Source organism: Microbacterium shimangi, assembly GCF_043556445.1.
In the GTDB taxonomy this organism is placed as follows: Bacteria; Actinomycetota; Actinomycetes; order Actinomycetales; family Microbacteriaceae; genus Microbacterium.
In genome coordinates this window covers 1-8863 of sequence record NZ_JBIGII010000009.1, presented here as the reverse complement: position 1 = coordinate 8863, position 8863 = coordinate 1, and the positions used below count along the sequence as shown (strand labels likewise).

7 protein-coding genes and 2 tRNA genes are annotated in these 8863 nt (G+C 70.5%); 5 read left to right on the top strand and 4 right to left on the bottom strand.

Features of this window, described 5'->3' with window-relative positions:
* Window positions 1-98: 98 nt before the first annotated feature.
* The gene (locus tag ACFXQA_RS14420) at window positions 99-1115 is read right to left on the bottom strand and encodes a LacI family DNA-binding transcriptional regulator (RefSeq protein ID WP_394520572.1); all 1017 of its coding nucleotides are present in this window, start codon (window positions 1113-1115) and stop codon (window positions 99-101) included.
* A gap of 375 nt (window positions 1116-1490) precedes the next feature.
* On the opposite strand from ACFXQA_RS14420, the gene ACFXQA_RS14415 reads away from it, so the two are divergent.
* Window positions 1491-2582, top strand: a complete 1092-nt coding sequence (locus tag ACFXQA_RS14415; RefSeq protein WP_394520571.1) for a hypothetical protein — start codon at window positions 1491-1493, stop codon at window positions 2580-2582.
* 100 nt (window positions 2583-2682) lie between these two features.
* On the opposite strand, the gene ACFXQA_RS14410 is transcribed toward ACFXQA_RS14415, so the two are convergent.
* Window positions 2683-4302, bottom strand: a complete 1620-nt coding sequence (locus ACFXQA_RS14410; RefSeq protein WP_394520570.1) for a phytoene desaturase family protein — start codon at window positions 4300-4302, stop codon at window positions 2683-2685.
* Between the two features lie 203 nt (window positions 4303-4505).
* Here ACFXQA_RS14410 and ACFXQA_RS14405 point away from each other — a divergent pair, with 203 nt between their 5' ends.
* The 4 genes from ACFXQA_RS14405 to ACFXQA_RS14390 all read left to right on the top strand — a co-directional run bounded on the left by ACFXQA_RS14405 (window position 4506) and on the right by ACFXQA_RS14390 (window position 7177).
* On the top strand, window positions 4506-5315 hold the full coding sequence (locus tag ACFXQA_RS14405; protein WP_394520569.1) for an inositol monophosphatase family protein: 810 nt from the start codon (window positions 4506-4508) through the stop codon (window positions 5313-5315).
* Between the two features lie 226 nt (window positions 5316-5541).
* Window positions 5542-6933, top strand: coding sequence for a M23 family metallopeptidase (locus tag ACFXQA_RS14400; protein WP_394520568.1), 1392 nt, complete (start codon window positions 5542-5544; stop codon window positions 6931-6933).
* Between the two features lie 65 nt (window positions 6934-6998).
* Window positions 6999-7070 (top strand) — tRNA-Thr (locus ACFXQA_RS14395).
* A 33-nt stretch (window positions 7071-7103) separates the two neighbouring features.
* Window positions 7104-7177: transfer RNA gene (locus ACFXQA_RS14390), tRNA-Met, on the top strand.
* Between the two features lie 53 nt (window positions 7178-7230).
* On the opposite strand, the gene ACFXQA_RS14385 is transcribed toward ACFXQA_RS14390, so the two are convergent.
* Together ACFXQA_RS14385 and ACFXQA_RS14380 are read right to left on the bottom strand one after the other, a co-directional pair.
* Window positions 7231-8580: a D-alanyl-D-alanine carboxypeptidase family protein gene (locus tag ACFXQA_RS14385; RefSeq protein WP_394520567.1), complete on the bottom strand. Its 1350-nt coding sequence runs from the start codon at window positions 8578-8580 to the stop codon at window positions 7231-7233.
* Window positions 8581-8698: 118 nt separating this feature from the next.
* The coding region (locus ACFXQA_RS14380; protein WP_394520573.1) for an LPXTG cell wall anchor domain-containing protein at window positions 8699-8863 on the bottom strand (165 nt) is incomplete at its 5' end.

Genomic DNA, 8863 nt, shown 5'->3' with positions numbered 1-8863 from the left:
AAAGAAGGGCATGAAGGAGGGGGGGGGGGGGGGGGGGGGCGGGACCCCCCCCCCCCCCCCCCCCCCACGACTTCATCTTCAGTTGCTACGACGCGGCCTCACGTGAACACGGCCGACTCGCGTTGCACCACGTCGAAGTCGACAAGCTCGTGCTGGGGGTCCTCCGGACGGCCGCCTCCGGCCTTGATGCGAGCAACGAGCATGTCGACGGCGCGGGCCGCGATCTGCTCGCGCCCGGGATTCACCGTCGTCAGGCTCGGGAGCGTGTACTGCGCTTCTTCGATGTCATCGAACCCGATGAGGGCCACATCGTCGGGGATGCGTATCCCCGCTTCCTGCAGCGCACGCATCGCGCCGAGTGCGAGAGCGTCGTTCAGCCCGAAGACCGCATCGAACTCCGTGCCGCTGTCGAGCAACTCGCGAACCGCCGCCGCGCCGTTCGACCGGTGCCAGAGGGTGGTCGTGCGTACGAGGTCCGAATCGAAGGCGATCCCGGCTGCGTCGAGAGCCTCTGCGTAACCCTGCATACGCAGCGCCGCGGAACCGATGTCTTCTTCGAGGTGGGCGCCGATCAGGGCGATACGACGTCGCCCGCTCCGGATCAACAGCTCCGTTGCGGCTCGTGCGGCATCGACGTTCCGCATCGTCACGTGATCCACCGGGCCACCGAAGATACGCTCGCCCAGCAAGACGAGGGGGAAGTCGACCTGAAGCGTCCCGACGTCGTCTTGGCTCATCCCCAGCGGACTGAAGATCAACCCGTCCGTGAGCTGCATGCGGGGGCTGGAGAGAACCGCGATCTCGCGGTCTCGGTCAGCGCCCGTCTGCTCGATGAGGACCACCAGTCCATGCTTCTCGGCATTCGCGATGACGGAGTCGGCGAGCTCGGCGAAGTAGCTGAGGCTCAGTTCGGGGAGGACGAGGCCGATGACTCCGCTGCGTCCTGACCGCAGGCTGCGCGCCGACAGGTTCGGTTGGTAGTTGAGTTCGTCGATTGCCTGCAGAACGCGATCCCGCGTGGCGGGTCGCACGTGGGGGTAGTCGTTCACCACGTTGGAAACCGTTTTGATCGACACCGCGGCAAGCCGCGCGACATCGTGCAGCGTCGCCGCCATAACCCCTCCAACGCCGGTGTGAACCACATACTACAACGTCGTAACTGGCGCCCTTGGGTGACGAGATCGCCGAAGTAAGGTTCTGCGGCGCGTGAGCGCTGAGGCCGCCGCTTCCCCTGTCGCGAATGGCGGCTCGCACCGACCGTTTGCGACAGGGGAACCGGGCAAGACGGGTTCCCCTGTCGCGAACGGCGGCTCGCACCCGCCAGGTGCGACAGACGAGTGGCACCGACCGGTAGTGACAGGGGAGCGACGCGGTTCAGCGCTCCTCCCCAGGCCCGGTCGGGGATGAAGGACGAACGGATGCTGCGCGCCCCCGTCGATCGAACACGCGCGTGACAGGATGGGACCGCATCCGTCGCGGAGGAGAACGCCATGACCACCCCCCACTCGCCGTCCCCCTATTCCGGCCAACCCGCGCCACCGGCGTCGAACGACGCCCAGAATCCGCGACTGCTCCGGTGGGCGATCTGGGTCGCGATCGGCGCCCTCATCCTCGCCGCGATCGTGTGTGTCATCTGGGTGCTCGTCGGCCCCGAGAACGGGCTCATCGGCCGCGCATTCCTCACGATCCTGCTGCTGGCGGCGTTCGCCGGTATCGCGATCCTCGAGACGCACCTCGCCCCTCGCCGCCCCGACTGGTTCGCGCTGACCAGCATGGTGGTCTGGGTCGCGACGCTCCTGCTCGGGGCGTTCCTCATCTGGATGCCCGTCGACGAATACGACTACGCGGGCGGGTTCGGGCGCTTCGCCTCATTCCTCGCGATCATCCTGGTCTTGCAGCTCGCCGTCCTCCACGTGCGCCTCTTCGCGAAGGCCATCGCGCACAACCCCACCGGGTTCACCCGCGCCACCGGTTTCGTCACGATCGGTCTCGTCGCCGTCCTGGCGGTGCTTCTCGTTCTGCCCCTCACGTTCCACGAGTTCATCGACTTCGACGATTTCTACTGGCGCGTCGTCGTCGCGGTGACGATCCTCGCCGCGCTCGGCACCGCCCTCGTGCCCCTCGTGAACGCCCTCTTCGCGCCCAAGCGCGAGCGCCCCGCGACCCCGGTCGGTGCCTACCCCGGATACGGACCCCAGGGCTACGCCCCGGTGGGCCAGGGATACGCGCCGCAGGCCTACCCGCAGCAGCTGCCCCAGGCCTACCCGCAGCAGGCGCCCGCCGCGCAGCCGTGGCCGACCTATGCCGACGGCGTCACCCCGCTCCCGGTGCTGGGTGACGGCTCGCCCGACTGGAACGCGTACTACGCCGGCCACCCGAGCCAGCCGCAGCAGGGCGCGCCCCAGCCCGCGGCCGAGCAGGCGCAGCCCACGGCCGAGCAGGCACAGCCCACGGCCGAGCAGGCGCAGCCGACGGCCGAGCAGCCGCAGACTCCGCCCACACCGCAGCAGGGATCGCAGCCCGCCGCACCCCCGGCCGGGTACCAGGGTTTCCCGCCCCCGCCCCCGATGCCCCCGCAGTAGCCCGCGCCGGAGTGCCCCGCTCCCGTTCTTCGCCCCGCGAAGTCCGGAGCGGGGCACTTCGCGTTTGACCGCGCCCCGAAGGCGGGCGGGCGGGTGCGGGTCAGGCCCGTGTGCCGCCCAGCAGCTCGAGGGCGGCCATCGCGGCGTTGTGCCCGCCCACACCGCTGACCGCGCCGCCGCGGCGGGCCGACGAGCCGCACAGCAGGATGCGCTCGTGGTCGCTGTCGACGCCCCAACGCTGGGCAGGGCGGTCGAGGTCGGTGCCGTCTTCGGCCCACGGCCATGAGAGCGGTCCGTGAAAGATGTCGCCGCCGACCATGCCGAGCGACTGCTCGAGATCGGCTGTGGTCTTCGCCTCGATGCACGGGGTGCCGTCCGGCGCCTCGTACACGACATCGGCGATGGGCTCCGCCAGCACCGAGTCGAGCGACCGCTGGGCGGCCGCGAGCAGCGCAGCGCGGCTGGCAGCAGCATCCGTCCCCGCGACGAGCCGGTGCGGAACCTGCAGGCCGAACAGGGTGAGCGTCTGCGCGCCCTGCTCGCGAAGCTCCGCACCGAGGATCGACGGGTCGGTCAGTGAGTGGCAGTAGATCTCCGCGGGCAGCGGTGACGGCAGCTCGCCGGCCACGGCGCGGGTGTACGCCGCGTCGAGCTGGGTCATCGTCTCGTTCACATGGAAAGTGCCGGCGAAGGCCGCCTCGGCCGCCACCGTGGTGTCGTGCAAGCGCGGCAGCCGGCGCAGCAGCATGTTCACCTTCACCTGTGCGCCCTCGGCGCGGGGCGGTCCGGGTGTCGGCGGGGGAGTGGTGGATGCGGCGCTCCCCTCCGCGAGGAGCCGATCGAGCACGTCGCGGCCGACCCCGCTGAGCACGAGGCGTCCGCGCAACACCTCGGGGTCGCGGCCGCCGATGTGCACCTCGCCGTCGGGAGTCACCGAGGTCACGTCGGCTCCGGTGCGCACTTCGGCGCCGGCCTCGCGTGCGGCGCGTTCCAGCTCGGCCGAAACGCGCCCCATGCCACCGACCGGGACGTCCCAGTCGCCGGTCCCACCGCCGATCACGTGGTACAAAAAGCAGCGGTTCTGCCGCAGCGACGGGTCGTCGGCCGAGGCGAAGGTGCCGATGAGTGCGTCGGTGAGGGCGATCCCGCGCGCGAGGTCGGAGTCGAGCGATCCGCGCAGCATCGTGCCCAGGGGCTGCTCGACGACGTCGTTCCAGAGGCGGTCGTCGCCGACGCGCTCTTTCATAGTTGCGGAGGTCGTCAGAGGCTCGGTCATGGACGGGAACACCGCGCGCGCGAGCGGACCCATACGCGCAACGAAAGCCGCGTAGCGGTCCGCCTCGCCGGGGTCGCCGACCGCGCGCGCGAACGATGCGCTCGTGGCCGCAGCATCCGCGGTGTCGACGAGGATTCCGCGGCTCGGGTCGCCGGGATCGGGCGTATACGACGAGAACCGTCGGCGGCGCAGGACGATGCGCAGGCCGAGGTCGTCGATGATGCGGCGGGGGAGCAGGCTGACCAGGTAGGAGTAGCGCGACAGCGAAGCATCCACCCCCTTCCACGGGCGCTCCGAGACGGCGGCCCCACCGACGGCGCTGAGACGCTCGAGCACGACGACGCTCCGCCCGGCCCGAGCGAGGTAGGCCGCGGCGACGAGAGCGTTGTGGCCGCCGCCGATGATGACCACGTCGTGCGTGCGGGCGAAGAGTGCGCGGCTCATGCCCCCACGCTAGCGATCCCGGGGTCGACCTGCGGTGTGGCCCCCCTCCCGCACTAACTCAGGCTCAATCCCTGCCGCACACATCGCCTGCCCCGGAAAGACGCGGCCGGGCGGGCGAGCCGGGCGCATTCAGCCTGAGTTCGTGCAGAGGGCGGCCCGTACCGGGAGGGGGCGGATGCTGCACTCCGCACTAGCGTGGAGGAATGACCTCGCCGAACGAACTGCTGCAGTTGGCCGTCGACATCGCCCTCGAAGCGGGTGAACTCGCGCACCGTCGGCGCACGGAGGGCGTCACGATCGCCGCGACGAAGTCGGCGCTCGCCGACATCGTGACCGAGGCCGACCGCGAGGTCGAAGAGCTCGTGCGCGCGCGCCTCGCCGCGGCTCGTCCCGACGACGCGTTCCTCGGCGAGGAAGGCGGGGCCGGGCGCGGCTCGACCGGCATCGCGTGGGTGGTCGACCCCATCGACGGCACCGTCAACTACGCCTACGGCATCCCCGCCTGGGCGGTCAGCATCGCGGCCGTGCAACTGGCCGACGGCGACAGCGAGCCCGATACGGCCACCTGGACCGCACTCGCCGGCGTCGTCTACAACCCCGTCGTGGGTGAACTCTTCCGCGCGTCGCGAGGCGGTGGCGCGTGGCTCGGCGACGTTGCCCTGCACGTCAACGATGAGGTCGGTCTGGCCGGCGCGCTCCTGGCGACCGGGTTCGGTTACGACCCCGCGACCCACGCCGCCGCGCTCGAGCAGCAGGCGAAGGTCATGCCGCTCGCGCGCGACATCCGCCGCATCGGGGCGGCGTCGCTCGACATCGCGTACGTCGCTGCCGGCCGCATGGACGGCTTCTACGAGAAGGGGCTGCAGCCGTGGGACCACGCGGCGGCCGTGCTTTTGGTCACCGAGGCGGGCGGGGTCGCGGCGGGTGCGCCCGGAGGCGTTCCGGGCCGCGAGATGACGATCGTCGCCGGACCAGGACTTTTCCCCCGCCTCTCGGCACTGATCGACTACTGAGCGCCCACCCCACATGGCATTCCCAGGGCGTCCGTTGTAGTGTTTACCTGATCGTTATCTTCGCCGCCCGAACGGCGGAGACGCCCAGAACAGCCCGATTTCGTCGCGCCTGCGACACGACCCGAGAGCACTCCGCGCGTTGTCAGACATCCCCGAGGCCGAGCCCGCTCGCACGCGACGCTCGACTCGTTCATCCCCGGCGCCCGCCGTTGCCGATACCCGGCAATTGACGCGCGCCGAGTTGCGCCGTCTGGCGCAGGCCTCACCCGCGGGTGAGGCGATCGTCGAGACTCCTGCTCCGATGCCCGCCGCGGCGTCCCGTCGTCGGACGCGCCCGACCGAGTCCGCCGCTGTCCTCGACGACACGGCCGACGTCGTCGATCTCGCTGACCTCGAGCCCGAAGCGCTGGCGATCCCCGTCGTGGAGGCCCCGCCGTTCGCTGTCGCGATGGACGTGCCGCACCCGGCCTCCGCCGCCGACGTGCCCGTCACCGAAGCGTCCGTCGCCGCGTCGGCGGAGCCGTCTCCCGCCGTGCTGCCGACGTCGCCGATCACGTTGCCCGCCGCCCGTCGGCGCCTTCGGGAACGCCCCGTGCGCGAGACGCTCGACGAGACGCCGGCTTTCGAACTCCTGACCCCGACCGACGCCACGGGCGGCCCGATCGCGGTCGCCGCGGCGGCCGCCGATGAGGATTCTGCGACCGATACGGCCCCCACGCGCGACGACGCACGCATGAAGGACACCGTCGACGAGTTCGAGGTCGCCGCGCGCCTGTTCGCCTTCACGGGTGAGACTCCGGTGCAGGTCGCCGCCGACGCGCTCGTCACCGACGCGGACGACGAGGCGGATGCTGAGCCGTCGCACGCATCGGGTCGCCCCCGTCGTCGTCGACTGCTCTCGTTCAAGCGCGTGGCCACCGCATCGTTCTCGGTGGGGGTGTTCGGTGTGGTGGGGTTGCTGGCCGTCGGAATGACCACGCCGGTCGGCGCCGTCGCCGCTGCCCAGGGCGCGGACGCGGTGAAGACCAACCTCCTGACCGCCTCCGACGTCGCGAGCGATGACGAAGAGATCCAGGCGTATGTCGCGCCCGCCGATGTGCAGGCCGGGGCGCTCGACCGCACCGACGGTTTCGAAGCGGCGACCCTCGCGGATCTCGCCGCCGATTCGGGCATCACGAACTTCTCGAGCTTCTTCGTCAACGACCCGACGGCGGCCATCCAGTGGCCCTTCGCCGTCGGCGTTCCCATCACGTACGGCTTCGGCATGCGCTCGGGCACGATGCACGAGGGAGCCGACTTCGTTCCCGGTGCCGGTGCCCCCGTGCAGGCGATCGCCGACGGAACCGTGCGCATCGCGACCGAGTCGGGCGGGGCCTACGGCGTGACCGTGGTCATCGACCATGTCATCGACGGCGAGCTGGTCTCCAGCCGCTACGCCCACATGCAGTACGACTCGCTGACCGTCTCGCCGGGTGACGCGGTCACCGTCGGAACCGTCATCGGACACACCGGCAACACGGGCCGCTCGTACGGGGCCCACACCCACTTCGAGATCCTCGCCGGCGGCACCACGGCGATCGACCCGATTCCGTGGCTGCGTGAGCACGCCGGAGGCTGACTCGCGTCTTCGATCGGGCCGCGGCTCTGGTATTCTCGTCTAGTTGCCCGGGCTCGCCCGGTAACGCCCCGATAGCTCAGTGGTAGAGCACTTCCATGGTAAGGAAGGGGTCGACAGTTCAAACCTGTCTCGGGGCTCGAAGCATCCATTCACTCCACCGGATGCTGTGCGGCGGGGTAGCTCAGTTGGTGAGAGCGCACGACTCATAATCGTGAGGTCGAGAGTTCGAATCTCTCTCCCGCTACGACGAGAAGCGCCCCCTCGGTGGGGCGCTTTCGTCGTTCCCCGGCGAGTCCGTCACGGATTGCCGAGCTCGCCCGGGTGGGTGAGTCGCCACCATTCGGTGGGAGGCTCGATGGTGCCCTCGATGACGATGGTCGCCGTCGCCGTGTGCGGCCCTGCCGTCCAGGTGATGCTGCCGACCGTCTCACCGTTCTCGTACGTCTGGGCAGCCGTCGTCTGCATCGTGGCGGTGATCGGTGTGTCCGACCAGGTGAAGATCGACGCCGATTCGCCGACGACCATGCGGGCGGTCGAGCCCCACGGGGTGGTGTAGGTCCCCACGGGATCGCCCGGCGCCGCCAGCGGCACCGCGTGGAAGCCCGCGCGGATGCTCTCGAGCGTCGCGACGACGTCGGCGTTGACCGATTGCCGCGAGGACCCGCCGAGAACGACACCGGTCACGGCCAGCGGCTCCGCGGCTCCCACGTCGAGCGACGCGGTGTACAGGAGGTTGTGGCGGCCCGCGCCCAGGTTGCCCGTTTTGAGTCCGGTGATACCGGCGGTCCCCAACAGATCGTTGGTGTTGCTCACCAGGCCCGGGGCGCCCAACGATGCCGACCGCGTTGCAGAGATCTGCGCGACGACCGGATTGGCCGACGCGAGCTTGCCGATCGCGATGAGGTCGGCGGGCGTGCTCGTGTTGCGCGCACTGATGCCGGTCGGTTCGACGATCGTGGTGCCGGTGAGGCCGTTCGCGGTGAGCCAGCGCTGCGTCGCGGCCAGAAACGCGCCTTGCGATCCGAACGCCCACGTCGACAGCGCTTCGGCGTAGTTGCTCGCCGACGGGATCAGCATCATGCCGAGAGCATCGTGCTGTGACATCGAGCTGCCCGTGGGCATCGTGGCGACGGTGGCGCCCAAGACGTAGTACCTGTCGTAGATGTCGTTGTCGGCCCCGTCGAACGTGATCGTCGGCCCGGGGTCCTCGGCGCTCGCGAGCGGGCGTTCCTCGAGGATCACGAGTGCCGTGATGACTTTGCTGATGCTGGCGAGCGGGCGGGGCTCGTCTGTTCCGCTGGTCGTCCAGATCCCGCTCGCCGCCGGGCCGAGGTAGGCGTCTCCGCCCGAGATGCTGATGGCGGAGGCTCCCTCGGAGGGGAGGGCGATCGACGCGGCCGCGGGCGCAGCGACCGCGGGTGTCTGGGAGGTGACCGCCGGTGCGCTCAGCGGCGCGTTCAGGGCCCAGACGACGTACGCCGTCGGCGCGCCCAGCACGACGAGGGTCACGATCGAGGCGATGATCAGTCCGACCCGGCGACGGCGGTACCGCGCGGCAGGCTCGCGCTCCCCGCCGTGCGATCCCGGGTCGTACCTCATCAGGTCGTCGAGTCCCGACAGGCCGTCGCGAGAGTCAGGCGTCGTCATTGCGGGCCCCCGTCCGTAATGCAGAACCCCATCATGCCCCATCGGGGTGCCCGTGACGTGAGGACGAAGAAGGGGACGTGCAGCTCGCGGCCGCACGTCCCCCGTGGTCATTCCTGCATCACGACTTGCGTGCGCGGATCACTCTCGTGCGAACGGCGAGGAATACCCCACCGAGCGTCAGCATGCTCAGCGCCAGCAGCGGGAGCATCGCCGAAGCATCCGTTCCCGTCGCGGGGGGGGGGGGGGGGGGGGGGGAGGGGGGGGGGGGGAGGGGTGGGGGGGG

Bases quoted from the DNA above. Each gene is read 5' to 3' on its own strand.
- ACFXQA_RS14420 (WP_394520572.1), bottom strand. From the start codon at position 1,115: ATGGCGGCGACGCTGCACGATGTCGCGCGGCTTGCCGCGGTGTCGATC.
- ACFXQA_RS14415 (WP_394520571.1), top strand. From the start codon at position 1,491: ATGACCACCCCCCACTCGCCGTCCCCCTATTCCGGCCAACCCGCGCCA.
- ACFXQA_RS14410 (WP_394520570.1), bottom strand. From the start codon at position 4,302: ATGAGCCGCGCACTCTTCGCCCGCACGCACGACGTGGTCATCATCGGC.
- ACFXQA_RS14405 (WP_394520569.1), top strand. From the start codon at position 4,506: ATGACCTCGCCGAACGAACTGCTGCAGTTGGCCGTCGACATCGCCCTC.
- ACFXQA_RS14385 (WP_394520567.1), bottom strand. From the start codon at position 8,580: ATGACGACGCCTGACTCTCGCGACGGCCTGTCGGGACTCGACGACCTG.